The organism is Streptomyces rimosus (assembly GCF_008704655.1).
In the GTDB taxonomy this organism is placed as follows: Bacteria; Actinomycetota; Actinomycetes; order Streptomycetales; family Streptomycetaceae; genus Streptomyces; species Streptomyces rimosus.
This window is the reverse complement of sequence record NZ_CP023688.1, coordinates 1,194,673-1,220,293: the sequence shown is the minus strand read 5'-3', so window position 1 is coordinate 1,220,293 and position 25,621 is coordinate 1,194,673. Positions and strand designations below refer to the sequence as shown.

25 protein-coding genes are annotated in these 25,621 nt (G+C 73.9%); 10 read left to right on the top strand and 15 right to left on the bottom strand.

Going from position 1 to position 25,621, the window contains the following annotated elements:
• Positions 1–66: 66 nt before the first annotated feature.
• From egtD to CP984_RS04910, 6 genes are all read right to left on the bottom strand, one after another.
• Positions 67–1,029, bottom strand: a complete 963-nt coding sequence (gene egtD, locus CP984_RS04935; RefSeq protein WP_003982061.1) for an L-histidine N(alpha)-methyltransferase — start codon at positions 1,027–1,029, stop codon at positions 67–69.
• Entirely contained in the window at positions 1,026–1,781 is a 756-nt protein-coding gene (egtC, locus tag CP984_RS04930) for an ergothioneine biosynthesis protein EgtC (RefSeq protein WP_003982060.1), read from the bottom strand. The genes egtD and egtC overlap by 4 nt, the downstream gene beginning before the upstream one ends.
• Positions 1,782–1,866: 85 nt before the next feature.
• Positions 1,867–3,183, bottom strand: a complete 1,317-nt coding sequence (egtB, locus tag CP984_RS04925) for an ergothioneine biosynthesis protein EgtB (protein WP_003982059.1) — start codon at positions 3,181–3,183, stop codon at positions 1,867–1,869.
• On the bottom strand, positions 3,180–4,544 hold the full coding sequence (gene egtA / locus CP984_RS04920) for an ergothioneine biosynthesis glutamate--cysteine ligase EgtA (RefSeq protein WP_078586800.1): 1,365 nt from the start codon (positions 4,542–4,544) through the stop codon (positions 3,180–3,182). Before egtA ends, egtB begins: the two co-directional genes overlap by 4 nt.
• A gap of 318 nt (positions 4,545–4,862) precedes the next feature.
• On the bottom strand, positions 4,863–5,624 hold the full coding sequence (locus tag CP984_RS04915; protein WP_003982057.1) for a sulfite exporter TauE/SafE family protein: 762 nt from the start codon (positions 5,622–5,624) through the stop codon (positions 4,863–4,865).
• A gap of 64 nt (positions 5,625–5,688) precedes the next feature.
• Positions 5,689–6,285 carry an AMP-binding protein gene (locus CP984_RS04910; protein ID WP_003982056.1) on the bottom strand — a complete coding sequence of 199 codons (597 nt, stop codon included), beginning with the start codon at positions 6,283–6,285 and terminating at the stop codon, positions 5,689–5,691.
• 668 nt (positions 6,286–6,953) lie between these two features.
• On the opposite strand from CP984_RS04910, the gene CP984_RS04905 reads away from it, so the two are divergent.
• Positions 6,954–7,466 (top strand): phosphatase domain-containing protein, encoded by a 513-nt coding sequence (locus CP984_RS04905; RefSeq protein ID WP_003982055.1) that lies wholly within the window; start codon positions 6,954–6,956, stop codon positions 7,464–7,466.
• Between the two features lie 39 nt (positions 7,467–7,505).
• Here the strand turns inward: CP984_RS04905 and CP984_RS04900 are convergent, their stop codons facing one another.
• Together CP984_RS04900 and CP984_RS04895 are read right to left on the bottom strand one after the other, a co-directional pair.
• Positions 7,506–8,066 (bottom strand): ATP-binding protein, encoded by a 561-nt coding sequence (locus CP984_RS04900; RefSeq protein ID WP_003982054.1) that lies wholly within the window; start codon positions 8,064–8,066, stop codon positions 7,506–7,508.
• Positions 8,067–8,073: 7 nt separating this feature from the next.
• Positions 8,074–8,682, bottom strand: coding sequence for a CGNR zinc finger domain-containing protein (locus CP984_RS04895; protein WP_030312177.1), 609 nt, complete (start codon positions 8,680–8,682; stop codon positions 8,074–8,076).
• A gap of 98 nt (positions 8,683–8,780) precedes the next feature.
• On the opposite strand from CP984_RS04895, the gene CP984_RS04890 reads away from it, so the two are divergent.
• A complete protein-coding gene (locus CP984_RS04890) occupies positions 8,781–9,668 on the top strand; it encodes an alpha/beta fold hydrolase (protein WP_003982052.1) in 888 nt (295 codons plus the stop codon).
• Between the two features lie 24 nt (positions 9,669–9,692).
• Here the strand turns inward: CP984_RS04890 and CP984_RS04885 are convergent, their stop codons facing one another.
• The gene (locus CP984_RS04885; RefSeq protein ID WP_030179508.1) at positions 9,693–10,508 is read right to left on the bottom strand and encodes a class I SAM-dependent methyltransferase; all 816 of its coding nucleotides are present in this window, start codon (positions 10,506–10,508) and stop codon (positions 9,693–9,695) included.
• Between the two features lie 281 nt (positions 10,509–10,789).
• On the opposite strand from CP984_RS04885, the gene CP984_RS04880 reads away from it, so the two are divergent.
• On the top strand, positions 10,790–11,911 hold the full coding sequence (locus CP984_RS04880; protein ID WP_003982050.1) for a selina-4(15),7(11)-diene synthase: 1,122 nt from the start codon (positions 10,790–10,792) through the stop codon (positions 11,909–11,911).
• A 64-nt stretch (positions 11,912–11,975) separates the two neighbouring features.
• Here the strand turns inward: CP984_RS04880 and CP984_RS04875 are convergent, their stop codons facing one another.
• Positions 11,976–13,613: a phytoene desaturase family protein gene (locus CP984_RS04875; protein ID WP_003982049.1), complete on the bottom strand. Its 1,638-nt coding sequence runs from the start codon at positions 13,611–13,613 to the stop codon at positions 11,976–11,978.
• A 52-nt stretch (positions 13,614–13,665) separates the two neighbouring features.
• Complete coding sequence (locus CP984_RS04870; RefSeq protein WP_003982048.1) at positions 13,666–14,121, bottom strand: SRPBCC family protein; 456 nt, start codon at positions 14,119–14,121, stop codon at positions 13,666–13,668.
• A 198-nt stretch (positions 14,122–14,319) separates the two neighbouring features.
• On the opposite strand from CP984_RS04870, the gene CP984_RS04865 reads away from it, so the two are divergent.
• Positions 14,320–15,204 (top strand): short-chain dehydrogenase/reductase, encoded by an 885-nt coding sequence (locus CP984_RS04865; protein ID WP_003982047.1) that lies wholly within the window; start codon positions 14,320–14,322, stop codon positions 15,202–15,204.
• A 92-nt stretch (positions 15,205–15,296) separates the two neighbouring features.
• On the top strand, positions 15,297–16,463 hold the full coding sequence (locus tag CP984_RS04860) for a glycosyl hydrolase family 18 protein (protein WP_030179514.1): 1,167 nt from the start codon (positions 15,297–15,299) through the stop codon (positions 16,461–16,463).
• On the opposite strand, the gene CP984_RS04855 is transcribed toward CP984_RS04860, so the two are convergent.
• Positions 16,407–17,288 (bottom strand): helix-turn-helix domain-containing protein, encoded by an 882-nt coding sequence (locus tag CP984_RS04855; protein ID WP_030179517.1) that lies wholly within the window; start codon positions 17,286–17,288, stop codon positions 16,407–16,409. The two genes, CP984_RS04860 and CP984_RS04855, sit on opposite strands and share 57 nt — an antisense overlap.
• Positions 17,289–17,472: 184 nt before the next feature.
• Here CP984_RS04855 and CP984_RS04850 point away from each other — a divergent pair, with 184 nt between their 5' ends.
• The 4 genes from CP984_RS04850 to CP984_RS04835 all read left to right on the top strand — a co-directional run bounded on the left by CP984_RS04850 (position 17,473) and on the right by CP984_RS04835 (position 22,179).
• Entirely contained in the window at positions 17,473–18,471 is a 999-nt protein-coding gene (locus CP984_RS04850; RefSeq protein ID WP_003982458.1) for an NADPH:quinone oxidoreductase family protein, read from the top strand.
• Positions 18,468–19,691: an acyl-CoA dehydrogenase family protein gene (locus CP984_RS04845; protein WP_003982459.1), complete on the top strand. Its 1,224-nt coding sequence runs from the start codon at positions 18,468–18,470 to the stop codon at positions 19,689–19,691. The genes CP984_RS04850 and CP984_RS04845 overlap by 4 nt, the downstream gene beginning before the upstream one ends.
• The gene (locus tag CP984_RS04840) at positions 19,688–20,869 is read left to right on the top strand and encodes an acyl-CoA dehydrogenase family protein (RefSeq protein WP_003982460.1); all 1,182 of its coding nucleotides are present in this window, start codon (positions 19,688–19,690) and stop codon (positions 20,867–20,869) included. Before CP984_RS04845 ends, CP984_RS04840 begins: the two co-directional genes overlap by 4 nt.
• Positions 20,870–20,967: 98 nt before the next feature.
• Positions 20,968–22,179 (top strand): FAD-dependent oxidoreductase, encoded by a 1,212-nt coding sequence (locus tag CP984_RS04835; protein WP_003982461.1) that lies wholly within the window; start codon positions 20,968–20,970, stop codon positions 22,177–22,179.
• 234 nt (positions 22,180–22,413) lie between these two features.
• Here CP984_RS04835 and CP984_RS04830 read toward each other — a convergent pair whose 3' ends face one another.
• Together CP984_RS04830 and CP984_RS04825 are read right to left on the bottom strand one after the other, a co-directional pair.
• On the bottom strand, positions 22,414–23,031 hold the full coding sequence (locus CP984_RS04830) for a TetR/AcrR family transcriptional regulator (RefSeq protein ID WP_003982462.1): 618 nt from the start codon (positions 23,029–23,031) through the stop codon (positions 22,414–22,416).
• A 56-nt stretch (positions 23,032–23,087) separates the two neighbouring features.
• Positions 23,088–23,471, bottom strand: coding sequence for a hypothetical protein (locus CP984_RS04825; protein ID WP_003982463.1), 384 nt, complete (start codon positions 23,469–23,471; stop codon positions 23,088–23,090).
• A gap of 228 nt (positions 23,472–23,699) precedes the next feature.
• Here CP984_RS04825 and CP984_RS04820 point away from each other — a divergent pair, with 228 nt between their 5' ends.
• Positions 23,700–25,103, top strand: coding sequence for a hypothetical protein (locus CP984_RS04820; RefSeq protein WP_003982464.1), 1,404 nt, complete (start codon positions 23,700–23,702; stop codon positions 25,101–25,103).
• Between the two features lie 21 nt (positions 25,104–25,124).
• Here the strand turns inward: CP984_RS04820 and CP984_RS04815 are convergent, their stop codons facing one another.
• Positions 25,125–25,607 (bottom strand): CHAP domain-containing protein, encoded by a 483-nt coding sequence (locus tag CP984_RS04815; protein WP_003982465.1) that lies wholly within the window; start codon positions 25,605–25,607, stop codon positions 25,125–25,127.
• Positions 25,608–25,621 lie beyond the last annotated feature (14 nt).

Genomic DNA, 25,621 nt, shown 5'->3' with positions numbered 1-25,621 from the left:
TCATGGGTGGGGCCGCGTCATGGGTGGGGCGGCGAAATCCGCCCCACCCGTGCGATTCCGCGCCGGTCAGCCCCGTACGGACAACGACAACGCGAACCGCCCCGCCTCATCCGTCCACCACCGGCTCAACTCGAACCCCGCCGCGCCCAGTTCCTTGCGAACCCCCTCCTCCCGGAACTTCGCCGAGATCTCCGTCCGGATCTCTTCCCCCTCCGCGAACGGCACCGCCAAATCCAGCGCCGGTACCTTCACGGTCAATTCCTTCGTCGCGCGCAGCCGCATCTCGATCCACTCCCGCTCGGCATTCCACAGCGCCACATGCTGGAAATCCGCCGGATCGAAGTCGGCCTCCAGCTCTCGGTTGATGACGTTGAGGACGTTCTTGTTGAATTCGGCGGTGATGCCGGTCGGGTCGTCGTAGGCGGCCACGAGGGTCGCCTCGTCCTTGACGAGGTCGGTGCCCAGGAGGAGGGCGTCGCCGGGGGACAGGAGGTCGTGGGCGGAGCGGAGGAAGGTGGCTCGTTCTTCGGGGAGGAGGTTGCCTATGGTGCCGCCCAGGAAGGCGAGGAGGCGGGGGCCGGGGGTGCCGGGGAGGGCGAAGCCCTGTTGGAAGTCGGCCACCAGGGCGTGGACGGTGAGGGATGGGTGGAGGGTGAGGAGGGATTCGCCCGCGGCGGTCAGGGCGGTTTCGCTTACGTCGACCGGGACGTAGGTGTGCAGGTCGGTCAGGGCCGCTATGAGGTGGCGGGTTTTGTCGGAGGAGCCGGAGCCGAGTTCCACCAGGGTGCGGGCGCCGGTGGCGGCGGCTATCTCGGCGGAACGGGTGATGAGGATTTCGCGTTCGGCGCGGGTCGGGTAATAGTCCGGCAGTGTGGTGATCTCGTCGAAGAGTTCGCTGCCGCGGGCGTCGTAGAACCACTTGGGCGGGAGCTGTTTGGGGGTGCGGGTCAGTCCGTGTGCGACGTCGGCGCGGAGCGCGGCGGTGGTGGCGTCGGCGGGAAGGGTGCGGGTGACGGTGAGGGGACTCACGCGGCGGGCTCCTTGAGCGGGGTGAGAAGGACGTCGGTGGGCGTGGCCGCGAGCAGCGTGTACGGCGGGACCTCGGTCCAGTGGGGGGAGGCGTCGTACGGCTCGGAGGCGACGGTGGTGCTGCGGCCGGGTTCGGCGAGGTAGAAGAGGGAGTCGCCCCAGGTGGTCGCGGCGATGGTGGCGCCGTCGGTCAGGAGCAGGTTCAGGCGGGCGCCGGGCGCGGCGGCGGACACCGCCGCGACGGTGTCGGCCAGCGCCTCGGCGGGGTCCATGCCGGCGCTGAGGCGGTGGTGCACCAGCGCCCACAGGAAGGCCGAGTCGCAGCGGGCCTGTAGGGACAGCAGCCGGTGCGGCGGCAGGTCGGCGGCCAGGTCGGCCAGGGAGCCGGGCCAGCCGGGTACCGCGCCGTTGTGGCTGAACAGCCAGGGCCCGTCGGCGAACGGCGCGGCGGCCGCCTCGGCGTCCGCGCCAGCGAAGGTGGCGTCCCGTACGGCGGCGAGCAGTGCGGTGGTGCGCACCACCCGGCACAGGTCCAGGACGCCGGTGTCGGCCCAGATGGGCCCGGCCCTGCGGTAGCGGGCGGGAACCGGGTCGCCGGGCGCGTACCAGCCGATGCCGAAGCCGTCCGCGTTGACCGTGCCGTGGACCTGGTGCCGGGGCTCCCAGGACTGGCGGTACAGGCCGTGGGAGGGCGCGGTGACGAGGTGGCCGAGCGGCACCTCCGGGCCCAGATAGGCGAGGTGACGGCACATCAGCCTCGCCTCCCGGGGCCGTGTGGAGCCGCCGGCGTGTCCTCCGGCGGTGCCGATGCCGGGGTCGGTGCCGATGCCGGGGCCCTCATGCGCCCGCCGTCCCGGCGTCCCGCGCCGTGCGGAAGCCGGAGAAGATCTGGCGCCGTACCGGCAGGTCCCAGTTGCGGAAGGTGCCCCGGCAGGCGACCGGGTCCACGGCGAACGAACCGCCGCGCAGCACCTTGTACGGCCCGCCGAAGAACACTTCCGAGTACTCGCGGTAGGGGAAGGCGGCGAAGCCGGGGTAGGGGAGGAAGTCGCTCGACGTCCATTCCCATACGTCGCCGATCAGTTGGCGTACGCCGAGCGGTGACTGGCCGTCCGGGTAGCTGCCGACGGCGGCGGGGCGCAGATGCCGCTGGCCCAGGTTGGCGTGCGTGGGGCCGGGGTCCTCGTCGCCCCACGGGTAGCGCCGGGACCGGCCGCTGACCGGGTCGTGCCGGGCGGCCTTCTCCCACTCCTCCTCCGTGGGCAGCCGCCGCCCCGCCCACCGCGCGTACGCGTCGGCCTCGTACCAGCTCACGTGCAGCACCGGCTCCTGCGGCGGCACCGGCTCGGTGACGCCGAAGCGCCGCCGCAGCCACTGCCCGCCCTCCCGGCGCCAGAACAGCGGTGCGCGCAAGCGGTGTTCTCGTATGTGGTCCCAGCCCTCGGGGGACCACCAGCGTTCGTCGTCGTACCCGCCGTCCTCGATGAAATCCTGGTACGCGCCGTTGCTCACCGGTGTGGTGTCGATGAGGAAGGACGGCAGCAGGCGGCGGTGTGCGGGGCGTTCGTTGTCCAGGGCCCACGGCTCGGTGGAGGTGCCCATCGTGAACGGGCCGCCGGGGACGAGGACTTCGGTGGGCAGGATGCCGTCGGAGGTCACCGGCGGCTCGGGGGCCGTGAGCGCGGCCGGGCCGCGGCGCAGCTGGTGCGTGATCAGCATGGTCTCGTCATGCTGCTGCTCGTGCTGCGCGATCATGCCGAACGCGAAGCCGGAGTCGAGCAGCGGCTCGCCGCGCAGCGGGCTGCTCTCCAGTACGTCCAGCACCCGGCTGCGGACGTCCGCCACGTAACCGTGCGCCTCGGCGGGCGGCAGCAGCGGCAGGGACGGGCGCTCGGCGCGCGGGTGCTCGAAGGCGTCGTAGACGGAGTCGATGTCCGGGCGCAGCGCCTCCCGCTTGCCGACCGCGCGCAGCAGCCACTGCTCTTCCTGGTTGCCGATGTGCGCGAGGTCCCACACCAGCGGGGACATCAAGGGGGAGTGCTGCGCGGTGAGGTCGTGGTCGTCGACGCAGGTGGTCAGCGCGCGGGTGCGGTCGCGCGCGGCGAGCAGCGCGCGCGCCGCGCGTTCCCGGAGCGATTCGGGATCGTGGGTCACTGGCTGTCCTTCCCAGGGGTGAGCTCGTCCTCGTACGCGGCGTCCGTTGCTGCCGGTAACCCGGTGGGTGGCGCGGCCCCGGCCGGCCGGGGTGGCGGCGTGGCGGGCGCGGGCTCGCCGTCCGTGTACGCCCCCTCCAGCAGGTCGTCCGCCGGGCAGCGCCCGCGTGCCACGTACCGCTCGGCGAACCGGGCGACCGCGCCGGTGACCTCCGCCGAGGCGCCCAGCCGGGGCAGCGCCTCCTGCGCGATGGTGAAGCAGGCCAGCGCGGTGGCGTGCAGCTCGGGATCGGTCAGCGCGCCACGGGTGGCGTGCCGCCACAGCGGGTTGCGCGGCGCGGGACGCGTGCCGGCCGTCTCCGCGAGCGGCTTGACCACGCGGTACGCGCTCTCGGCGGCCTCGGGGTCGTCGAACAGCGCGGCCGTGACGGCCAGCGGCACGATCCAGCCACCGTCCCCCGGCTGCGCGTCGATCATGCGCAGTTCGAGGTGCCCGCGCGGCCGTACGGGCGGGAAGAGCGTGGTGACGTGGTAGTCGAGATCCTCCCTGGTGGGCGGGCGCGGCGCGCCCGTACGGACCCAGTCGCGGAACGTCAGCCCCTCGGGCGCGTCCCACGGGCCGTCGTCGCTGCGTACGCACATCACGGGCGCGTCCAGGACGTACCCCACCCAGGCGGTGCGCGGGTCGGGGCCATCCGGCGGGGCGAGGGTACGGGCCGGGTCCATCTGCGACCACACCAGCTGGCGGGTGGAGCGGTAGCCGGTCGGGCAGCCCTCGCTGACCGGCGAGTTGGCGAACGCGGCGACCAGTACCGCACCCAGCAGGTGCGCCAGTCTCCAGCGGCGGCCGAGCCCCAGCGGACCCGGCTCCTCGTGGCCGGCGTCCACGCAGACCTGTACGGAGGCGGTGCCGCACATCATGGACCGGCCGGCCGCGCCCCAGCGGTCGAAGTACGCCTCCATGGTGGCGTACCGGGGATCGGTGAGGACCCGGCGCGGCGGGTGCCAGGGGTTGTGGCCGTGACCGGCCATGCCCAGGCCCAGCTCCCGCATGGCGGGACGCACCAGGGCCAGGTCGGCCGAGACGGCCTCGATACAGGCGGTGAGGGAGGTGGCGGGCAGCGAGCTGAGCTCCAGCTGGCCGCCGGGTTCGAAGGTGAGGGCCGACCGCAGGGGGAGGGTACGCAGTGCGGCGGCCGCTTCGCGGTGTCGTACGGGGTCGACGGGACATCGGGGGTTGCGGGCGTCGTGCACGAGCCATTCGAGCTCGACGCCTATCTGGCGAGGTGGTCCGGTCTTGAAGCAGATGCCCCGCAGGTGGGCCTCCAGCTCCGCCTCCGTGACGGCCGGACGTGCAGGCATGGGCTCCAACTCCTTCGGGCCGGGACGGCGGCTGCCGTCCGTCGGCGGAATTGCCGCCCTCCACCTAATCGGGTGCGGGCGGTGCGCTCAAGGGCACATTCTCGTCGGCCCGGCGCAGGTGCGCGAGGGCACGCACCGGCTCCGGGCCGCCCGGAGGGCCTGCGCGGCCGCTGCTGCCTGGGAGTTTTCGGGGGAGGAAGGAGATGCCGGTGGTTCGATTCTTTGTACGAATTTGGGATGCGGTCAGGTATGGACCGGTGTCCCCTCCGGGCCGTACGGCGTCGTACGGACCCGTGTCCCTCCACGGGCCCTCCGGCGTCAGTACGCTTCCACCGCCAGTTTGACGGCGAGCGCCAGCCCGGCCAGGGCGATGCCCACGCGCAGCAGAGCGGTGGGGAGACTGCGCGCGAGCGGCGGGCCCAGCCACGACCCCAGCAGCAGGCCGAGCGCCAGCGGCAGCGCGTTGAGCCACGACACGGTGCCGAACAGGACGAAGCCGGCCGCCGCGACCAGGTCCGCCACACCGACCAGGACGTTCTTCAGGGCGTTGCTGCGGAGCAGGCTCTCGGACGTGGTGGCCAGCAGCAGGGCGAGCATCACCACTCCCGAGGCAGCGGCGAAGTAACCGCTGTAGAGCGCCACCGCGAACATGCCGAGGACCGTCAGCCATGTGGTGCTCTCCGGCGGCTTCGGCTCGCCGCTGCCGAGGGTGTCCCGGGCCGGCCTCCGTACGAGGATGGCCACCGAGGCGCCGCCGACCAGGAACGGCACCACCCGCTGGAACACTCCCGGCGGGGTGGCCAGCAGGAGTGCCGCCCCGGCCGCGCTGCCGAGGACGACCACCAGGCCCAGTCTGAGGACGGCGGACGACTGGCCGGCCAGCTCCCGGCGTGAACTGGGAACGACGGTGATGTTGCCGATGGCGAGGGAGACCGTGTTGGTGACATTGGCGGTCGTCGGCGACAGGCCGGCGGCGAGCAGCGCGGGATAGGAGAACAGGGACGCGAGTCCCGCGACGGTCCCCGTCAGTCCCGCGGCCACTCCGGCCGCGGTCAGCAACGCGAAGTGTGGGATCGACAAGTGGGGGGCTCCGGGGGTCGGGGATCGGGCGGCCCGCCCGTGAGGGTGAAGCGGTACAGCACGGTCAGGTCGCCGCCGGGTGACACGGAGGAGGGCGGGGTCGGCGTCGACGAGTGCCGGGGCTGGTATGTCGCGATGGACACCGCTCGGGCCGCGCTGCCCCGTGTGCCATGAGGTCCGGCCATCCGACCGTCCGGCCGCCCTGCGGTGCCGCCGCGCTCCCGCCGGTGGCCGCGGGCCGGTCGCCGGGTGCGCACACCACGGTGAGCCGCAGGTCGGGCACCTCCGCGGTGACCGGGGGCAGACGGTCGGCGTACCGGCTGTCGACGATCAGCGCGGCGCAGTCGGAGCCGGCCAGTACATTGCGTAAAGCCGGGCCGTGATAGGCGGTGTTGACCAGGACGGTGACCGCGCCGATACGGGCCAGCGCGAAGGTGACGAACACGATTTCCGGACGGTTCGGCAGCATGACGGCGACGTGTTCACCCGTCGCCACCCCGGCCGCCGGCAATCCCTGGGCCACGCGGTCCGACTGCTCGTCCACCTCGCCGAAGGTGAACGCGGAGGCCGGGAATTCGAGGAACAGCGCGTCGTGGTGGGACTCGGCGCGCCGGGCGAGAACATCGCCGAGTGTCGTGGTGTCCGGGGGAGCTTCGCGCATCTCACCTCCCGGCGCGCGACAGGTGGGAATCCGTCGTCGCGCGCGGTTGAGTGTGTGACCGGTCAATGGCGCTGTGCGTCCTGATGATTTTCCGCATTCGGGACAGAACCGCGCGCATGTCGGGGCGCCGGATTTCCCGCGTGGGTACGCGAGGCATCCTGAGCGGGCCTCGGCGCAGCCGGCTCATACGGTCGGCTCACGCAGTCGCGGTGCCTGCCGCCGCGGTCTGCGCACCGGCGTCGAGGGGGCGCGGAACACGTTGTCAAACAGCCCCATGGGGGCGCGTTGTTGATGACGGTGGCAACGGCGGAGCGGGGGCGGCAAGGAAGGTCGTGACCAATGGGGTTGGGCTTTCGGTCCTGAAGAAGAACAGGTCGAACGCTTTGGAATTCGTCCCGTGGCCGAACGGCCGTCCGTAAATAGTCGGCAAAAGCGTGGCGGCGGCATGGGGTCTGCAATTCCTGCGCACCATGGCACTGGTACGTCGCATTCCGGCCCGGGCCCAACGCGTCGTTCCGCCTCGGGTGCTTCACCGGCCCCGCGTCACCGGCGCGCCGACCGGCCTCACGTACGATCCACTCGGCCGCCGCAACGACGGTATCCGGCCACCGTACGGACAGGGCCGCCCATGCGGGCGGCAGCCGCCGGCACCGGCACGAGAGGACGCGATGACGAGAACGGGAAGGGGCGGGCGCGGCGCGGCGTCGCGGCCCCTGGCGGTGTTCGACCTCGACGGCACGCTCGCCGATACCGCGCACCGCCAGCACTTCCTGGAGCGCAGGCCGCGCGACTGGAACGGCTTCTTCGCCGCGGCGCCCGACGACCCGCCGCTCGCGCCGGGCGTGGCGCTGGCCCGGGAGAGCGCCGAGGGCTGTGAGGTCGTCTACCTCACCGGCCGTCCCGAACGCTGCCGCCGGGACACACTGGCCTGGCTCGAACAGCACGGACTGCCCGAGGGACGCCTGTACATGCGGCCGAACAGCGACCGGCGCCCGGCCCGCCACACCAAGCTGGAACTGCTGCGCCGTATCGCGGGCGGCCGCGACGTACGCCATGTCGTGGACGACGACGAACTGGTCTGCGCCGCCTGCGAACAGGCGGGCTTCCCGGTCGTACGGGCCCGCTGGGCGGCGCCCTCCGCCGAGCTGAAGGACGCGCAGGAGCGGGAGGGACGGACCTGAAGTGTGGGTGGGCGGCGTGCCCCGGCCGCCCCCATTCCCCTATCCCTCACACCCTTCGAACCGGAACCGCCGCGCGGCTTCGGCCGCCCCCATGCCCTGCGCGCGCCCCGGGACCTCGTAGACGGTGCTGATGCCCTCCGCCAGGAGATGGCGGGTGTCGGCGGTGTCCCGGAGCAGGGTCGCGTACGCGGAGATCTCGGCGTCCGGGACGCGTTTGGCGCGTTCGCGGCTCTGGAGGAGCAGGACCGGCTCATGGGGCGCGAAGCGCAGTGCGGTGACCGGGACGCCGAACTTCCGCGCCATGGCCAGCAGCCGCTCGCGGCCCCGGGGCAGCACGTTCGTCGCGTCGATCAGGACGGTGCGCCCCTCGTGCAGCCGCTCGGCGACCCGGCGGTCGCGCTCCTCGAAGACCTGCGCGTCGACCGTGCACCGGTCCACGCCGGGACCGAACAACTCCTCGGCGATGGCATCGCTGGACACCACGGCCTCGGCGGGCAGCCGGCCCTGCGCGACCAGTTCCCCGGCGAAGGTGCTCTTCCCGGCGGCCGGCGCCCCGACGAGCAGCACCAGCCCGGCCGGGACCGGCACGGGAGTCTCCATCGCGCCATCATCCACCGCCGTCCGCGCGGGGCGCACGCCCCGTCCGTGCCACATGGCGGCGGGCCTTGGCGCGGTTGCCGCACCGCTCCATGGAGCACCAGCGGCGGTTGTGCGCGGGGGAGCGGTCGACGAAGCGCACGGCGCAGTCGTCCGCGCCGCACACGCGCACCCGCCGGACCTCGGGCGAGGGCAGCAGCGCCACCGCGTCCTGCGCGACCAGGGCGAGCCCCGCGGCCGGGTCGGCGGGGGCCGGGGCGGGTGTGGTGGTGTGTGCCAACTTGTCGTTTACCACTGTGAGTTGAGGTGTGGGGAGAGGGTGGGCGGCTGCTGTGCTGTTGAGCACGGCCAGGTCGGCGGGGGTGGGGAGGGCGCCGTCGGCCGCCGCGAGCACCGCCCGGTCCAGCGCGTCACGCAGCTTGCGTGCCAGGGCGAGCGCGTCCGCGTCCCGCGCCGCCGGGCGGGCCGTCACGGCGATTCCCGCCCACTCCAGCCACCGCCGCAGGTCCTCCGGTACGACCAGCGTCTCGCGCGGTACCCGCGCCCGGTTCCGCAGGGTGTTGACGAAGTCCAGGCACAGCCGTCCGCCGCACCGGAGCCACACGTCATCGCTCGACATGCTTGCCACTGTACTAACCCCCTGAGAGGGTTAGAAAGACGCGGGCCGCAGGGCGGTCCGGTGCGATGACGGCTGCGAAATCGCGTGGGAGGCAACAGGTGGCGGACGGTACGACCACAAGCGGCACGACGACGGGCGTGGCCCAGGTGAACGGCGTACGGCTGCACTACACAAGGGCGGGCTCCGGGCCGCTGGTGGTGCTGCTGCACGGCTGGCCGCAGACCTCCCGCTGCTGGTGGCCGGTCCTCGGCGAACTGGCCCGCGATTACACCGTGGTGGCGCCCGACCTGCGCGGCTACGGCCTCAGCGACAAGCCCACGACCGGTTACGACAAGCGGACGATGGCCGCCGACATGGCCGGTCTCGTCGAGTCGCTGGGCTGTGAACGGGCCAGTGTGGTCGGGCACGACCGGGGCGCGCGGGTCGCCCACCGCTGGGCGCTGGACCGCCCCGAACAGGTGGAGCGGATCGCCGTACTGGACATCGTGCCGACCCGCGAGGTGATGCGCCGCGTGGACGCCACCATCGCCTCCGGGTACTGGCACTGGTTCTTCCACTTCCAGCCCGACCTGCCCGAGCGGCTGGCCGGCCAGGACGTGCGCGGCTACCTGGAGTACTTCTTCGAGCGCTGGACCTACAACCGGCACGCGCTGACCGACGAGGCCGTGGACGCGTACGTGACGGCGTTCTCCCGCCCCGGCGCGCTGCGCGCCGGCTTCGACGACTACCGCGCCACGGAGACCGACATCGCCCTGGACGACGCGGACTTCGCCGAGGGGCGGTTGCTGACCGTACCCGTACTGGCCCTATGGGGAGCGGCCGGCCTGCCCGCGCAGTTGCCGACGCTGGACATCTGGCGGGACCACTCGGCCCGCCCGGAGCAGGTCACCGGCGCCGAGATCCCGGAGTGCGGGCACTTCATCGCGGAAGAGGCGCCGGGGGCGCTGCTCGCGCATCTGCGGGACTTTCTGCCGGGGGCTGCGTAAGGTGAGGCGGCGCCGGGGCTGCTTTCAAACCTGGGCGCTGGCCAGCAGGGCGGTGTGGGGGAGTACGAGCATCCCGTCCGGGCCCATGAACTCCGCGCACAGCGCGTCGTACTGACGCCTGACCTCGGTGATGACCTCGGGCGGTCGGCTCACCAGGATCTGCCCGGCCGACGCGACACCGGCGGCAGGTCCGCTCCACCACTGCTCGGCGGTGGTCCGGTGCTCCCAGGTGAGGGTTTCGCAGCGGACGGCGGTGAGGCCGGTTTCGTGGAGGAGGCCACCGAAGCCCTCTTCCGTACGCGGGAAGTCGTCCTCGGCGGCGAGCGTGGGCAGATGGGCGGGCCGGGTCACGCCGGCGGCCTGGAGGGCGCGGCCGAACAGGGCCTGGCCGGGCGCCGGTGGGGCCGCCCAGATGGAGAGCGCGATCCGGGCGCCCGGCCGCGCGACCCGGCGCAGTTCGGCGAGTGCCGCGCGGGGGCGCCCGACGTGGTTGAGCACGAGATTGCCCACCACGGCGTCGAAGTGGCCGTCGGCGAAGGGGAGGCGGGGCAGCGCGGCCACGCAGACGGCCGTGTCCGGGGCGGTCGCCGCCGCGCGGGTGGCCATGCCGGGGTCCGCGTCCACGGCCGTCACCGTGGCGCCCCTGCTGCCCGCGGCCTGGGCGGCGTTGCCGGTCCCGGTCCCGGCGTCGAGCACGCGCAGGCCGCGGCGCACCCCCGCCGCGTCGAGCAGCGCGGGCACCGGGTGGGCGCAGAGCGTGGCGAAGCTCCGCTCGTACGCCGCGGCCCGCCCGGCCCAGGCCCGGCGCTCCGCCGTGTCGAAGGGGGTGAAGATCGTCACAGTTCCTCCCGTCCTCGCGCCGGTCAGCGGCCGATGCCCCGTCAGGGGACGGCGTCCAACTCGGCGTACGGGCTGCCCGGTCTGCCGCGAGCGCCGCGAAGAACCCGGTGCCGAAGGGAACCGGACGCCGCTCCTCCAGAAACTTGTCATAGACACCAAGACGCTATTGGATCAGGGGGCCGGGGTGCGTACTATGCGCCATAGTTGATCAGTCAAGGACCGGACTGTCCGGTTCCGAGCCCCGGCCGCCATGCCGTGCCGATGCTGAGAGGTGGTCACGAGTGGGACCCGAGCTGACCGTTCCGCCGACCTACTCGCCCCTTCCGCCCGCCGTGCACCCCCGGCATCTGGAGATCGAAGCCCGGACGACGGCTTGGGCGGAACGTTTCTCCATAGGCTCCGACGAGCTGCGCGGGCGCCTGGTCACCCATGGGATCGGCGGCTTCGCCGCGCGCATCCTGCCCGACGGCCGCGAGGAGGTCGTCTCCCTCCTCGCGGACTTCGTGCTGTGGCTGTTCGGCGTCGACGACGGCTACTGCGAGGAGAGCGACCTCGGGCACGACCCGGGGGAGCTGACGGGCGTACTGCACCGGCTGCTGCGCGTCGCGCAGAACCCCGAGTCCCCGGTCCTGCCGGGCGACAGCCTCGCCGAGGGGCTGCGCGACCTGCGGCACCGGATGAGCCGGTACGGCACCGCGGGCCAGACCGCGCGCTGGATCGACGCGCTGCGCGAATACTTCTTCTCCGTCGTGTGGGAGGCGTCCTACCGGCGCTCCGGCACCGTGCCCAGCCTGCCCGACTACACCCTGATGCGCCTGTACGACGGGGCGACCTCGGTGGTCCTGCCGATGCTGGAGATGGGCCACGGCTACGAACTCCAGCCGCACGAGCGCGAGCACACGTCCGTGCGCGCCGCGGCCGAGATGGCCTCCTTCATCATCACCTGGGACAACGACATCTTCTCCCACCACAAGGAGAGCCGCGGGGAGGGCTACTACCTCAACGTCCTGAGGGTGCTGCAGAACGAGTACGGCACCTCCCCGGACGAGGCGCTGACCACGGCGATCGCCCAGCGGGACCGCGTGATGACGCTGTTCATGCGGCTGAGCGCGCACCTGCGGCAGCAGGGCAGCCCGCAGCTGCGCCAGTACCTGCACAACCTGGGCACGTTCATCCGCGGGTCCCAGGACTGGGGCATCACCTCCCGGCGCTACACCACCCCGGAAGACCCGGCCCGGCTGCCCTCGACACTGTGCTCCACACCCACCGACGACAGCCGCGCGCCCCTGGACATCCCCGTCATCTCCTGGTGGTGGGGCCTGGTTCCGGACGACGACGCGGCGCCGCACGAGAGGGCGGAGGCGGCACGTACGTCTGCCGGAGCGATGGCGGCCACGACCTGACCCTGGCGCGCGCGGAACTGGGCCCGACGCCCCCAAGCCCGACGTCCCGAAACCCCGGCGCCCGTCACTCCGTGGGATCGTCCGGCCGCTCACCGAGCCGGTTACGGCCCGTCAGCGACCGCTGAAGGCGACTGAGCGCGCTGCTCGGCGACCGCTTGCGCAGGGCAGCGCGCGCCGCGTTGGCTCCGGGCGCGCCGTGCACACCACCACCCGGATGCGCACCGGCCGACGCCAGGAACAGGCCCTTGACCGGCGTCTCCGGGCGCCCGGTGCCCGGAACGGGGCGGAAGACGAGCTGCTGGTGCATGGCGGTCGTACCGCCGTTGATGGCGCCGCCGTGCAGATTGGCGTCGAGCGCCTGCAACGTGGGCGGCGCGAGGATGCGGCGGGCCCGGATACGGCTACGGAAACCCGGCGCGTACCGCTCCACCTGCTCCTCCACCCGGTCCGCCATCGCCTGCCGCTCGCCGTCCCGCCAGGCGCCGGTGATGCCGTCCTCCCCGGCGTCCGCGCGCACGTCGTGCGGCACATGGGTGTACGCCCAGGCCGACTCCGTACCGGCCGGTGAACGGGTGGCGTCGGCGGTGGTCATCTGCCCGAAGAGGGCGAACGGCCGGTCCGGGACCCGGCCCGCCGCCAGCTGCGCCGCGAACCGGGTCAGTTCGTCGACGCCGTCGGCCAGGTGCACGGTGCCCGCGGTCGCCGCCCCGGGCGCGGTCCAGGGCACCGGCCCGTCCAGCGCCCAGTCGACCTTGAACGTCGCGAAGTCCCACTGGAAGCGGCGCAGATCGGCCAGCAGCCGGGTGGGCAGATGCCGGCGGTCGACCAGCTCGCCGTAGAGGGACGGTACGGAGACATCGGCCAGCACGGCACGGCCCGCCGGCACCGTCTCGCCGCCCGCGGTGCGCACCGCCACGGCCCGGCCCGCCCGTACGACGACCTCGGCCACGCGCTCGTCGCAGCGCAGCACACCACCGCGCGACTCCATCCGCCGCACCAGGGCCTCGGTCAGCGCGCCCGCGCCGCCGACCGGCACCGGAAAGCCGTACGTCTGGCCGAGCATGGACATCAGCCATCCGAAGCCGCCGCTGCCCGCTGCCTCCGGCGCGAGATCGGCGTGCAGGGCGTTGCCCGCGAGCAGCAGCCGCCCGCCCTCGCCGCCGAACTCCTCGTCACCCAGGCGCCGCACCGGCAGTACCAGCGTGCGGGCCAGCCGCAGGCCGCCCGCGCTGCGCAGCCGGGCGGCGAGCCGGGCCGTGGCCACCACCGGCGGGAACGGTGTGAACAGGGCCTTCAGGATGTCCGGGCCCACCCGTTCCCAGATCTCGCAGAGCCGTCGCCAGGCGTCGCCGTCGCCCGCCGCGAAGCGGTCCAGCCCGTCGGCGGTGGCCGGCATCCGGCGTTCCAGCACCGCGCACCGGCCGTCGGTCAGCGGGTGCGCCAGGACGATGGGCGCGTGGCTCCAGCGCAGCCCGTGGTCCTCCAGGCGCAGGGCGGCGAGCACGGGGGAGGCGGCGGCCAGCGGGTAGAAGGAGCTGCACAGGTCGTTGACGTAGTCGGGGTGGACGCCGCGGTCGCTGCGGACCGCGCCGCCCGCTTCCGGCTGCGCCTCCAGGACCTCCACGCTCCAGCCCGCGTCGGCCAGGAGGTTGGCGGCCACCAGCCCGTTCGGGCCCGCGCCGATCACCACCGCGTCCGGCATGGCCGCCTCCTGTCCGCCGGGGCCGGGGCCCGTACGCCCGTGAGCCGCGCCATCACACCGCCTCGCCCGGCTGCCGAGGCCGGCTCTCCACGACTCTGGCCAGCCGCTTGAGCATGCTGCGGTGCCGGAGCTGGAACAGGGCGTCCAGGACGGTGTTGTGCAGCAGCCCGCCGGGGCCCTGGAGGGGGTGCTCGTCCATGATCACCAGGGCGTGCTCGCCCCAGGGGCGGATCTCCACGGCGATCCGCGCGGTGCCCAGCGCGCCGCTGTCCACTTCGAGCTCCAGTTCCTTGGGCGGCTCGCAGCGCCGTACGACGGTCCGCCCGCTGAGCGACCACGGCCCCAGGTGCACGCTGTAGCTGATCGTCGATCCCAGCTCCGGCCAGACCCCCTCGCACGGCTGCGACCGGTACGGGCCGACCACCCAGTCCTGGTACCGGCCGCCGTCGGCGAGCACCGCCCACACCGTGTCGGGGTGCCTCTTGATCAGCTGATGTCTTACCGCCATGCGGTCTCCAACGTCGGGGGAGCCGGTCGTCGGCGTGTGCTCGCCAGCCTAGGCCGGTCCCTTCCTGCCGGCCTCCGGGACCTAGTCCGGGTGCCCAGGAAGCGCCGGACCACACGGGCCGCCCGGCCGCCACGGCGTTACGTTGGACCGGCCGCCCCGTACCGGCCGGGCACCGCACGCAGACCGTGGAGGACCGACATGAGCCACGACCTTCCCCTGCTCGGGCGCACGGCCGTGGTGACCGGAGCGGCGCGCGGCCTGGGGGCGCACATGGCGCGTTCACTCGTACGGCGGGGTGCCGACGTGGCGCTGCTCGGCCTGGAGGAGGACGAGTTGGAGCGGGTCGCGGCCGGCCTGCCGGGGCACGCCGCCCACTGGCCGGTGGATGTGACCGACGAGGACGCGATGGACCGCGCCGCCGCGCTCGTGCAGCGCCGCTTCGGCCCGCCGTCCGTCGTCGTCGCCAACGCCGGGGTGGTGGCGGGCGGCCCCTTCCTCGACACCGATCCGGCCGTATGGCGCCGGGTCGTCGAGGTCAATCTGATCGGCAGCGCGGTGACCGCCCGCGCCTTCCTGCCCGCCCTCCTGAGCACCCGGGGCTACTTCCTCCAGGTCGCCTCCCTCGCGGCGCTGGGCCCGGCGCCGATGCTGTCGGCGTACTGCGCCTCGAAGTCCGGGGTGGAGACCTTCGCGCAGGTGCTGCGCGCGGAGCTGGCGCACCGCGGTGTGGGCGTCGGGGTCGGCTACCTGAGCTGGGCGGACACCGAGATGGTGCGGGCGTCCGACCGCCGGGCGGCGATGCGGGAGCTGCGCGCCCACCTGCCGTGGCCCGCTTCGAAGACCTACGACGCCGCGCCGGTGGCCGACCGCCTGGTGCGCGGCATCGAACGGCGGTCCGCCGCGGTCTACGCGCAGCCGTGGCTGCGCGCGGGCCAGGTGGTGCGGGCCGTCCTGCCGGGGATCGTGACCGAGGGCTCCCGCCGCGCGTTCCTGCGCCTGGCCGGCCGCGCCGACCTCACGGCGACCGGCCTGCTGGGGGCGGGCGGCCGGGCGGCGGAGGCCGCCGGGGACATCCGCGGCTGACGGCCCGCCGTACGCCCGGACGGCGGGCCCGTACGCGGCCGTTCGGCGCAGTCCGCGCGGCGGGACCGTCCCGCCCGGGACAGGCTCGGGGCATGGATCATGCATCGGCTGCCCGAGTGCGGCTCGGGATCGCGTTCCTGCTGGCGGCGTCCGGGGTGGCCGCCGCACTGTCCCCCGGCGCGGCGGCCCAGGACCGTACGGGCGGCACGGCCGCGCACCGGGCCCACGCCGCCATGCCGCCGCCCGCCACCGGCGGCGACGGCACCGCAGAGGCGCCCGGAGCCAAGGCACCCGCCACGGGGACCGGCCGTACGGTCTCCGCCTGGCTGCCCTACTGGGGCGACACCCGGGGCGCCTACCGCGACGCCCTCCAGCACGCCGCGCAGCTGCACACCGTCAGCCCCTTCTGGTACCGGGCCACCTCCGCCACCACCATCAAGAGCCAGCCGGGCGCGGGGGACCGGCAGGTCGTCGCCGGGCTGCACCAAGCCGGCATCAAGGTCGTGCCCACCGTCAACGAATCCATGGACGCCGCCACCATGGCCCCCCTGCTGCACGACCCGGCCCGCCGCGGCGCGCACATCAGGGCGCTGCTGCGGCTGGTGGCCTCGCGCGCGTACGACGGCGTCGACCTCGACTACGAGACGATGGCGACCACCGGCACCGCCCGGATGCGGGACCGCGTGCGCACCGGCTACGCGCTGTTCGCCGACGAGCTGTGCGCCGAGCTGCACGCCCGGGGCAAGAGCTGCGTGATCACGGTCATGGCCCGTACCGCCCACTCCGGCAAGGCGTACGACTACGCGCGCCTCGGCAAGGCCGCCGACCGCGTCCGGATCATGGGCTACGACCTGCACTGGGCCGAGGGCTCCCCGGGCCCGCTGTCCTCGCTCGCCTGGTACGAGGAGTTCCTGCGCTACGCCACCGGCACCGTGCCGCGCGACAAGCTCGAAATCGCCTTCCCCGGGTACGGCTGGGACTGGACCCGGGGCGTCAAGGCCCGCGCCAAGCACCTGACCTGGAAGGAGGCGGAGGCGCTGCGCCGTCGCAAGGGCGTGGCCTACCGCTTCGACGCGAAATCGGGCACGCCGCACTTCACGTACCGGGTGGGCCGTGCCGTGCACGACGTCTGGTACCAGGACGCGCGCGGCGTCGCGGCGCACCTGCCGCTGCTGCGGAAGTACGGGGTGCGCAACGCCGGCCTATGGGCGCTCGGGTTCGAGGACCCGGGCTTCTGGAAGGTGCTGCGCGGCGAGTAGCCGCAGCGCCGCCTCGGACGGCGAACCGGGCCGTGCGCTGTACATCAGCAGGCCCTGCCCGGAGCCGTCCGGCGTCTGCATCAGCTCGAAGTCCAGCTCCATCGCGCCGACCAGCGGGTGGTGGAAGCGCTTGGCGCCGAAGGTGCAGTTGCTGACTCCGTGCCGGGCCCACAGGGAGCTGAACTCGGGGCTCTTCATGGACAGTTCACCGATCAGGGCGGCCAGCTGCCGGTCGTCCGGGTGCTGGCCGGCCGCCATGCGCAGCGCGGCGACGGCCCGCCGGGTCTCCGTCTCGCGGTCCGGGTACAGCTCGCGGGTGTGCGGGTCGAGGAACAGCAGCCGCTGGGTGTTGGGGCGGTCCAGCGGACGCCCGGGGCTCGCGTGGTCCAGGTGCCCGGCCAGCAGCGCGTGCCCCAGCGGGTTCCACGCCAGTACCTCGAAGCGGCGGTCGAGCGCCACGGCCGGCACCCCGTCCAGTGCGGCGAGCAGCTGGAGCACCCCGGACCGCGCCTTGTCGGGCCGTACGGCCGGGCGGCGGCGGGCCTTGGCGGGGCGCGCGAGGTCGCGCAGGTGCGCGCGCTCGTCCGGGGTCAGCCGCAGGGCGCGGGCCAGTGCTTCGAGGACACCGTCCGAGGCGTTGTGGCTCTGGCCCTGTTCGAGGCGGGTGTAGTACGCGACGCTCACCCCGGCCAGCTGGGCCAGCTCCTCGCGGCGCAGGCCCGGTACGCGGCGCCGGCCGCCGTAGGAGAGCAGGCCCACGTCCTCCGGCTGGAGGCGGGCGCGGCGGGTCTTCAGGAAGTGGCCCAGCTCGGCAGGTGTGTCCATGGCGGCCAGTGTCGTACACCGGGGCGCGGCGAGCCTGACCCTGCCGGTATCAGGATGATCCGGGTGGGTGCCGGTCCTCCTGGACTTCGACGGTTCCCTCCGGGATACCGACCGCTTAGTATGCCGATGGCCGCGGGGCCGGTGCCCCGCGCTTCCCGCGTACCCGAGGTCTGTGGAGGCACCAGTGAAGGCATGGCGCGTACACGAGAACGGCGAGCCTCGTGAGGTGATGCGGCTGGAAGAAGTGCCGGACCCGCAGCCCGGACCGGGGCAGCTGCTGCTGCGCGTGCGGGCCGCCAACGTCAACTTCCCCGACGCGCTGCTGTGCCGCGGCCAGTACCAGGTGCGCCCGCCGTTCCCGTTCACGCCGGGCGTGGAGATCTGCGGCGAGGTGCTCGAAGCGGGCGAGGGCGCGTCCGGGCAGGCGGGCGCCCGGGTGCTGGCCCAGCCCCCGCTGCCGGACGGCGGCTTCGCCGAACGCGTCCTCGTGGACGCGGCGGCCGTCCGCCCCGCACCGGACGCCCTGGACGACGCGGAGGCCGCCGCGCTGCACATCGGCTACCAGACCGGCTGGTTCGGCCTGCACCGCAGGGCCCGTATCCAGGCGGGCGAGACCCTGCTCGTGCACGCGGCGTCGGGCGGTGTGGGCAGCGCCGCCGTCCAGCTCGGCAAGGCCGCGGGCGCGCGGGTCATCGGCGTCGTGGGCGGCTCCGACAAGGCGGCCGTCGCCCGGGAGCTCGGCTGCGACCTGGTGCTGGACCGGCGTACGGACGACATCGTGGCCGCCGTCAAGGAGGCGACCGGCGGCCGGGGCGCGGATGTGGTCTACGACCCGGTGGGCGGCGAGGCGTACGCCAAGTCCGTCAAGTGCGTGGCCTTCGAGGGCCGCATCGTGGTCGTCGGTTTCGCCAGCGGCACCGTGCCCACCCCGGGCCTCAACCACGCCCTCGTGAAGAACTACACGATCCTGGGCCTCCACTGGGGTCTGTACAACACCAAGGACCCGGCCGCGGTCGACGCCTGCCACGAGGAGCTGGCCAAGCTGGCCGCGCAGGGCGTCATCAAGCCGCTGATCGGCGGCCGGGTGCCGCTGTCCGGCGCGGCCGAGGCCGTACAGCGGGTCTTCGACGGCACCACCACCGGCCGTCTGGTCGTCGTCCCCGGCCTGGAGGACGCGTCATGACCGACGGGACCACGGAGACCGGCGAGACCGGGCGCCTCGACGCCGCCGAACTGCGTCGCCGTACCGCCGACTTGCTCGCCGCCCATCCACCCGCCGACACCGCCCCGCTCGACTTCCTGCGCGCGCGCTTCGACGCCGGGCTGGCCTGGGTCCATTTCCCCCGGGGCCTGGGCGGGCTCGACGCGCCGCGCGCGCTTCAGGCCGTGGTGGACGCGGAGTTGGAGGCGGCGGGGGCACCGGACAACGACCCCCGCCGTATCGGCATCGGCCTGGGTATGGCCGCCCCCACCATCCTCCGCTTCGGTACGGACGAGCAGAAGCAGCGCTTCCTGCGCCCGCTGTGGACCGGTGAAGAGGCCTGGTGCCAGCTGTTCAGCGAACCCGGCGCAGGATCGGACCTGGCCGCGCTCGCCACCAGCGCCGTACGGGACGAGGACGGCACCGGCTGGGTGGTGGACGGCCAGAAGGTGTGGACTTCCAGCGCCCACCTGGCCCGCTGGGCGATCCTCATCGCCCGTACGGACCCGGACCTGCCCAAGCACCGCGGCATCACCTACTTCGTGTGCGACATGACCGACCCCGGCGTCGAGGTGCGCCCGCTGCGGCAGATCACCGGCGAGGCCGAGTTCAACGAGGTCTTCCTGACCGGCGTACGGATTCCCGACGCGCACCGCCTCGGCGCGGTGGGGGAGGGCTGGAAGGTCGCGCAGACCACGCTCATGAACGAGCGGGTGGCGATCGGCGGTGCCCGCCAGCCGCGCGAGGGCGGCATGATCGGCGTCGCCGCCCGGGCCTGGCGCGAACGCCCCGAGGCGCGCACCCACGACCTCCACCAGCGGCTGCTGCGCCACTGGGTGGACGCCGAGGTCGCCCGCCTGACGGGGGAGCGGCTGCGCCAGCAGCTCGCCAAGGGGCACCCCGGGCCCGAAGGCAGCGGCATGAAGCTGGCGTTCGCCCGGCTGGCCCAGCAGATCAGCGGCTGGGAGGTGGAGTTCCTGGGCGAGGACGGGCTGGCGTACGACGACTGGACCCTGCGCCGTCCCGAGGGCGTGGACTTCACCGGGCGCCAGGCCGGCTACCGCTACCTGCGCGCCAAGGGCAACTCCATCGAGGGCGGCACCTCCGAGGTGCTGCTGAACATCGTCGCCGAACGCGTCCTGGGCCTGCCGCCCGAGCCGCGCACCGACAAGGACGTCGCCTGGAAGGACCTCCCCCGATGACCGCTCCGAGCGGGGCCGCGGCCCCCACCGAACCGGCCCCCGCGCAGCCCGGCGCCGACCCCGACCTCCTCTACACGGAGCCCGAGGAGGACCTGCGGGCCGCGGTCCGCTCGCTGCTCGCCGACCGCGGCGGTCCGGCCGCCGTCCTCGCGGACCTGGAGAGCGGCCGGGCGTACGACACCGGGCTGTGGCGCCCGCTGGCCGCCGACATGGGCACCGCCGGGCTGCTGGTACCGGAGAAGCTCGGCGGGCAGGGCGCGAGCGCCCGCGAGGCCGCGGTCGTCCTGGAGGAGCTGGGCCGCGCGGTGGCCCCCGTGCCGTATCTGACCAGCGCGGTACTGGCCGTGACGGCGCTCCTCGGATGCGAGACCGACCGCCCGGAGGTGACCGCGCCGCTCGCCGCGCTCGCCGAAGGGCGCAGCGTCGGCGTGCTCGCCGTGCCGCTGCCGACCGCTCCCGGCACCCTGCCGGAACCGGCCGTACGGGCCGACGCGGACGGCGCGCTGAGCGGCGAGGTGACCGGCGTCGCGGATGGCGCCGCCGCGGACGTGCTGCTCGTACCGGCCGACGGACCCTACGGATACGCGCTGTACGCCGTGGACGCGGCGGCCGACGGTGTGCGCGTCGCGCCGGGCGTCCCGCTCGACCTGACCCGCGTACCCGCCCGGATCACCCTCGACCGCGCCGCCGGGCGGCTGCTGGCCGGGCAGGACACGGCCCGCGCGGCGGTGACCGGGGCGCTGCTGACCGGTGCGGGACTGCTCGCCTCCGAGCAGCTCGGCATCGCCGAATGGTGTCTGGCCGAGACCGTCCGGCACACCGCGCAGCGCACCCAGTTCGGCCGCCCCGTCGGCTCGTTCCAGGCGCTCAAGCACCGGATGGCAGCCCTCTGGCTGGACGTGGCCTCGGCCCGCGCCGCGGCCCGCAACGCCGCCGACGCGCTGGCCACCGGCAGCCCGGACGCGCCGGTGGCGGTGGCGGTGGCCCAGGCGTACTGCGCGCCGGTCGCGGTGCGCGCGGCCGAGGAGTGCGTCCAGCTGCACGGCGGCATCGGCATGACCTGGGAACACCCCGCGCACCTCTTCCTCAAGCGCGCCAAGGCCGACGAGATCGCCCTGGGCACCCCGGGGCGGCACCGTGCGGCGCTGGCGGAACTGGTGGACATTCCGGCTCCGTGATCATTCCCCGCTAACCGATCGGTCAGGCAACTGACCGATCGGTTAGTCTGTCGTCGACGCGTCGCGACACGCGGCGGACGACGGCGAGGGGGTACGGCATGGAACACACGACGTGCTGCGTGGTGGGGGGCGGACCGGCCGGGATGATGCTCGGGCTGCTGCTGGCCCGCGCCGGAGTGCGGGTGACCGTCCTGGAGAAGCACGCCGACTTCCTGCGCGACTTCCGCGGGGACACGGTGCACCCCTCGACCCTGCGCCTGCTCGACGAACTCGGCCTCGGCGAACGCTTCGCGCGCCTGCCCGCGGGGCAGCTCGAAGAGGTACGGATGCGCATCGGCGACCGCACCCTCGTGGCCGCCGACCTGCGCCGGCTGCCCGGCCGCCACAAGTACATGGCCATGGTCCCGCAGTGGGACTTCCTCGACCTCCTCGCGAACGCCGCCGCCGCGGAACCCGCCTTCACCCTGCGCATGCGCGCCGCCTGTACGGGGCTGCGCACCGAAGGCGGACGGGTGACCGGGGTGCGCTACCGGGACGAGCACGGCACCGAACACGAACTGGCGGCCGATCTCACGGTGGCCTGCGACGGCCGCGACTCCCTGGTACGCGGCCTGGCCGGACTGCGGCAGCGCACCTTCGACGTGCCGATGGACGTGTGGAACGTCCGCGTCCCCGCGCCCGGGGACGGCCGGGTCTTCATGCGGGCGGGCGACGGGCAGTTCGCGGTCACCATGGACCGGGGCGACTACTGCCAGACCTCCTACCTGATCAAGAAGGGCACGGACGCCGCGCTGCGCGCCCACGGCATCGAGTGGTTCCGCGACCGGCTCGGGACGCTCTTCGGCTGGGGACCCGAGGTGACGGACGCGATCGGCTCCTGGGACGACGTGAAGCTGCTCGACGTGACGATGGGCATGCTGCGCCGCTGGTACCGGCCCGGTCTGCTCTGCCTCGGCGACGCCGCCCACACCATGTCGCCGACCGGCGGCGTCGGCGTCAACCTCGCGGTGCAGGACGCCGTCGCCGCGGCACGCCTCCTCGCCGGGCCGCTGCGCCACGGCACGGTCGGCGTACGCGACCTGGCCCGGGTGCAGCGGCGGCGGCAGCTGCCCGCCGCCGTGGTCCAGAAGAGCCAGATCGCCGAACACGAGTCGCTGCTGCGCCCGGCCCTGGACGGCACACTCGACCCGGACCGCCTCCCGGTGCCGCTCCGCCTCCTCCAACGGCTGCCGCTCCTGCGGACCGTGACGGGATATCTCGGCGGCATCGGCATCCGGCCCGAGCGGGCGCCGGCCTTCGCGCGGGGGTGACGCGGGTCTAGGGCGTGTCTTTCGGATCATCCTGGGCCCGCGACGCCTGGCACGGCACTCCCCCAGCTACCGCTGGGAGGTGCCCCCACGCGGCGTTGTCGCATCACCCACGGACACCCAGTCCGAGGGCAATGCTCCGCCTTGCGAGGCTCCCCCGCAGCCCTGGACGGGCGCGGGAGGTGCCCCCATCACCAGACGCCGCGGGCTGCTCCAGGCTGATCCCAAAGACACGCCCTAGCGGGCGCGGCGCGTGATCGCGTCCAGGGTGAACGTCTCCAGCTCGTCGGCCGCCGCGTCGAGGTCGTACTCGGGGTGGGCGAGCCAGTGGGAGACGACGCCGTCGATCGCGCCGCCGATCGCGAGCGCCACCGTACGGGCGTCGAACTCCCGCAGCTCGCCCGCCTGCTGACCGGCCGACAGCAGTGCGGCCAGCTCCTGCCAGCGGTTGCCGGTGTCGTGCTGACCCGGCGTCTTGAGCTTGGTGCCGCCCGCGTCGTCGAGCAGCATCTCGGTGATGACGCGCACATGGCGGCGGTTGGCCTGCTGGTAGCCGATCATCGCGCGGACGTAGGCGACGACGGCGGCCCGCGGTCCGGCCGCGCGGTCCACCCGCTCCCGTACGTACGCGGTGAACTCCGCCAGCACGTGCTCCAGGGCGGCCCGGGTGAGGTTGTCCTTGGAGGAGAAGTGGTACAGCACGGCGGCCTTGGAGATGCCGGCCCGCTCGGCGATCGCGGCGAGCGAGGTGGCCGGATAGCCCCGGGTGGAGATCAGGTCGATGGTGCAGTCCACGAGCTGCCGGCGGCGCGCCTGCTCCGTGAAGGTCGGTGTACCGTCCGCCCGCGGGGCCATCGCGTCGCCACCCTTTCCTCGTGCACCGGTCGGCCTTGACCGTACACGGGCGGTGATCAGCCGATGAGGCCGAGGGGCCCGCTGACGTCGCTCTCCGCGCCGTCCTGGGTGGTCACCTCGACCGTGTAGGAGGTGCCCGGCGCCACCACGGGGAGGGTGGCCAGGGCCTCGCCCGCCCGCTTGCTGCCCGCCTTCGGTGCGACCAGCGACAGCCGGTCGTGCCCGCCGGACGGCGTGCGGGCGCTCAGCCAGACGTCCACCTCCTTCCCGGTGGTGTTCGTCCACTGCACGAGCAGGCTGCCCGCCACCTTCGCGCTGGAGCCCGCGGCGGGCGTCCGCACCTTCAGGGACGGATCGGCGGCGGCGGGTCCGGCCGCGAGGGCGGTCGCCACGATGGCGGCGGCCGGGACGGCTATCGTTCGGGCTCTGGCCGTACGCATGATGACCTCCGTTTGTCGGGGGCGGTCGCAGCGGAGCCTGCCCGCGCGGCGAGATCATCACCGGGTCCGGCGCGCCGGCCACCGCACCGGCGGCCCTTGAGGGGACAGGGCGCCGAAACCGCGGGACACTGTGTCCGCGCGGCGGTGCCGTGCCCGGTTGGTCCGCCACGTTGTGTCCGTTACGTATCCGTTATGTGTCGAAAGTGTGGTTCGGGTAGCGTCGTACTCATGAAGATCGCAACCCGGCGCTCCCCGGTCTCCCGAGCGGCGCTCCTCCAGCGCTCGCAGGCCGGCCCGGCGCTCTTCCTGGCGGCCGCCCTCCTGGCGGTACTCACGGCCGTGGCTCCCGGCGCGCGGGCCGCCGGCGGGCTGGACGAGGCCGCGGCGGCCTTGAAGAAGGGGCCGGTGTACGTGGACCCGCGGGCCTCCGGCGAACTGTCGGCCACCGACGCGGGGGCCCTGGCCCAGAAGATCAAGGACTCCGGGAAGCCGGTCTTCGTCGCGGTGCTGCCCAAGGCCGCCGAATACCAGCCCAACACGCTCCTGAAGGACCTGCGCACCAAGACCGGCATCAGCGGCGTCTACGCCGTCGAACTGGGCGACCGGTTCAACGCCGCCGCCGACGGGCGGGTGATGTCGCGCAATTCCGTACGCAACCTCGTCGGCGCGACCCAGCGCTCCCACTACGGCAGCACCAAGGAGCGCCTGAACAGCTTCGTGGACACCGCGACGCAGCAGGCGTCCGGCCACGAGCCCGCTTCCTGGGGCGGCGACGGCGACGGCGACGGCGTGAGCACCGGCGCGCTCGTCGGCCTGGGCGCGCTGGTGGTCATCGGCGGCGGTGGCGCGTTCGCGCTGGCCCGCCGCAACAAGAAGAAGCGCGCCGAGGAGGAGCGGGCCGCGCTGGAGCAGCTGCGCGTCGTGGTGGACGAGGACATCACCGCCTTCGGCGAGGAGCTGGACCGCCTCGACTTCCACCCCGGCGAGCCCGGCGCCGACGACGCGATGCGCGCCGACTACACCCACGCGCTGGACGCGTACGAGAACGCCAAGTCGGCGATGGCCCGCGCCGAGCGGCCCGGCGATGTCGAGCAGGTGACCAAGGCCCTGGAGGACGGCCGGTTCGCGCTGGCCACCCTGGCCGCGCGGCGCAAGGGCGAGCCCCTGCCCGAACGCCGGGTGCCGTGCTTCTTCGACCCGCGGCACGGCCCGTCCGTCGCCGACGTGGAGTGGGCGCCGGACGGCGCGGCGCCGCGCACGGTCCCGGTGTGCGCCGCCGACCGGACACGTCTGGAGGAGGGCCAGGAGCCGATGGCCCGCACGGTGCAGACCGAGTACGGGCAGCGCCCGTACTGGGACGCCGGACCGGCCTACGGCCCCTGGGCGGGCGGCTATTTCGGCGGCGGCATGCTGCCGGGCCTGCTCGTGGGCACCATGCTGGGCAGCGTCCTGATGGGCCCGTCCGCCTACGCCTCCGACTTCGGCGGCGGCCCGTCCGGGGCGGAGGGCGGCGACGTCTCCGGCTCGGACTTCAACCCGGACGATTTCTCCGGCGGCTTCGGCGGCGGCGATTTCGGCGGTGGTGGCGGCTTCGGCGACAGCGGCGGAGGGTTCGGCGGCGGGGACTGGTGACCGTACCGGTGCGGCCCCAGGTCACCGGCTGACGGGGGCCTGTCGTACCCGCTTCGCGCCCAGGAACCGCGCGTACCGGGCCCGCTCCGCGAAGTCCGCGTACGACCACACGGCGGGCCGCCCGGCCTCCTTGCACAGATGCAGCACCTGGTCGGGCCCCAGGTGCACGCCGACGTGCGCCCCGTACCCGGCGGGCCGCCCCGGCACCTCCCCGGCGTCGAAGAGCACCAGGTCCAGCGGGCCCGGCGGCGCGGCCCGCTCGGTCGCCGCGGTGTCCGCCCACAGCTCGGCGGACCGCAGCGGCGGCACCGTACGCCCGAAGTGGCGCAGCACGGCGTAGGCGTAGAGCTGGCAGTTCGCCCCGGCCGTCACGTCGTACGGGTGGCGGCCCGGCAGCGGGGCCGCGCCGGGGTGCCGGGCACCGTCGTACGGCACGTCCCGGAGGGCGGCGGGCAGACGGGACAAGGGGTCGGGGAACGGGCCCGACGTAGGGGCGGAGGACATCCGCCCATGATGGC

Bases quoted from the DNA above. Each gene is read 5' to 3' on its own strand.
- egtC (WP_003982060.1), bottom strand. From the start codon at position 1,781: ATGTGCCGTCACCTCGCCTATCTGGGCCCGGAGGTGCCGCTCGGCCAC.
- egtA (WP_078586800.1), bottom strand. From the start codon at position 4,544: ATGCCTGCACGTCCGGCCGTCACGGAGGCGGAGCTGGAGGCCCACCTG.
- CP984_RS04910 (WP_003982056.1), bottom strand. From the start codon at position 6,285: ATGCGCGAAGCTCCCCCGGACACCACGACACTCGGCGATGTTCTCGCC.
- CP984_RS04905 (WP_003982055.1), top strand. From the start codon at position 6,954: ATGACGAGAACGGGAAGGGGCGGGCGCGGCGCGGCGTCGCGGCCCCTG.
- CP984_RS04900 (WP_003982054.1), bottom strand. From the start codon at position 8,066: ATGGAGACTCCCGTGCCGGTCCCGGCCGGGCTGGTGCTGCTCGTCGGG.
- CP984_RS04895 (WP_030312177.1), bottom strand. From the start codon at position 8,682: ATGTCGAGCGATGACGTGTGGCTCCGGTGCGGCGGACGGCTGTGCCTG.
- CP984_RS04875 (WP_003982049.1), bottom strand. From the start codon at position 13,613: ATGCCGGACGCGGTGGTGATCGGCGCGGGCCCGAACGGGCTGGTGGCC.
- CP984_RS04870 (WP_003982048.1), bottom strand. From the start codon at position 14,121: ATGGCGGTAAGACATCAGCTGATCAAGAGGCACCCCGACACGGTGTGG.
- CP984_RS04865 (WP_003982047.1), top strand. From the start codon at position 14,320: ATGAGCCACGACCTTCCCCTGCTCGGGCGCACGGCCGTGGTGACCGGA.
- CP984_RS04860 (WP_030179514.1), top strand. From the start codon at position 15,297: ATGGATCATGCATCGGCTGCCCGAGTGCGGCTCGGGATCGCGTTCCTG.
- CP984_RS04855 (WP_030179517.1), bottom strand. From the start codon at position 17,288: ATGGACACACCTGCCGAGCTGGGCCACTTCCTGAAGACCCGCCGCGCC.
- CP984_RS04845 (WP_003982459.1), top strand. From the start codon at position 18,468: ATGACCGACGGGACCACGGAGACCGGCGAGACCGGGCGCCTCGACGCC.
- CP984_RS04840 (WP_003982460.1), top strand. From the start codon at position 19,688: ATGACCGCTCCGAGCGGGGCCGCGGCCCCCACCGAACCGGCCCCCGCG.
- CP984_RS04835 (WP_003982461.1), top strand. From the start codon at position 20,968: ATGGAACACACGACGTGCTGCGTGGTGGGGGGCGGACCGGCCGGGATG.
- CP984_RS04830 (WP_003982462.1), bottom strand. From the start codon at position 23,031: ATGGCCCCGCGGGCGGACGGTACACCGACCTTCACGGAGCAGGCGCGC.
- CP984_RS04825 (WP_003982463.1), bottom strand. From the start codon at position 23,471: ATGCGTACGGCCAGAGCCCGAACGATAGCCGTCCCGGCCGCCGCCATC.
- CP984_RS04820 (WP_003982464.1), top strand. From the start codon at position 23,700: ATGAAGATCGCAACCCGGCGCTCCCCGGTCTCCCGAGCGGCGCTCCTC.
- CP984_RS04815 (WP_003982465.1), bottom strand. From the start codon at position 25,607: ATGTCCTCCGCCCCTACGTCGGGCCCGTTCCCCGACCCCTTGTCCCGT.